1 pseudogene is annotated in these 237 nt (G+C 55.3%); it reads left to right on the top strand.

Features of this window, described 5'->3' with window-relative positions:
- Positions 1-116: 116 nt before the first annotated feature.
- Positions 117-237 (top strand): annotated as a pseudogene (locus tag ACQ4LH_RS21740) (hypothetical protein); the annotation flags it as partial.

Genomic DNA, 237 nt, shown 5'->3' with positions numbered 1-237 from the left:
GCTCCTCTTTCTCTTTTTTTTTTTTTTTTTTTTAGTGCCCCGCCGCCCCCCGATATCTACACTCGTGGAGCGTCGTCGGCAGCCGTCAGATGTGTATAAGAGACAGCCGCAAGACCATGCGCTACCGCGTGCTACTTGGCTCCAAGGCACTGATTGACGGACAGCTGCTGGATACTCGCTATAAGGTGGAAACGCCCGAAGGCATCGACCTGATCCTGCGCCCGGCGGGTGTAGTAC

The sequence above is a fragment of the Pseudomonas peli genome (assembly GCF_050563605.1).
Classification (GTDB): domain Bacteria; phylum Pseudomonadota; class Gammaproteobacteria; order Pseudomonadales; family Pseudomonadaceae; genus Aquipseudomonas; species Aquipseudomonas peli_A.
Note: the sequence above shows the minus strand (reverse complement) of the source record. Positions and strands in the feature narration are given on the sequence as shown.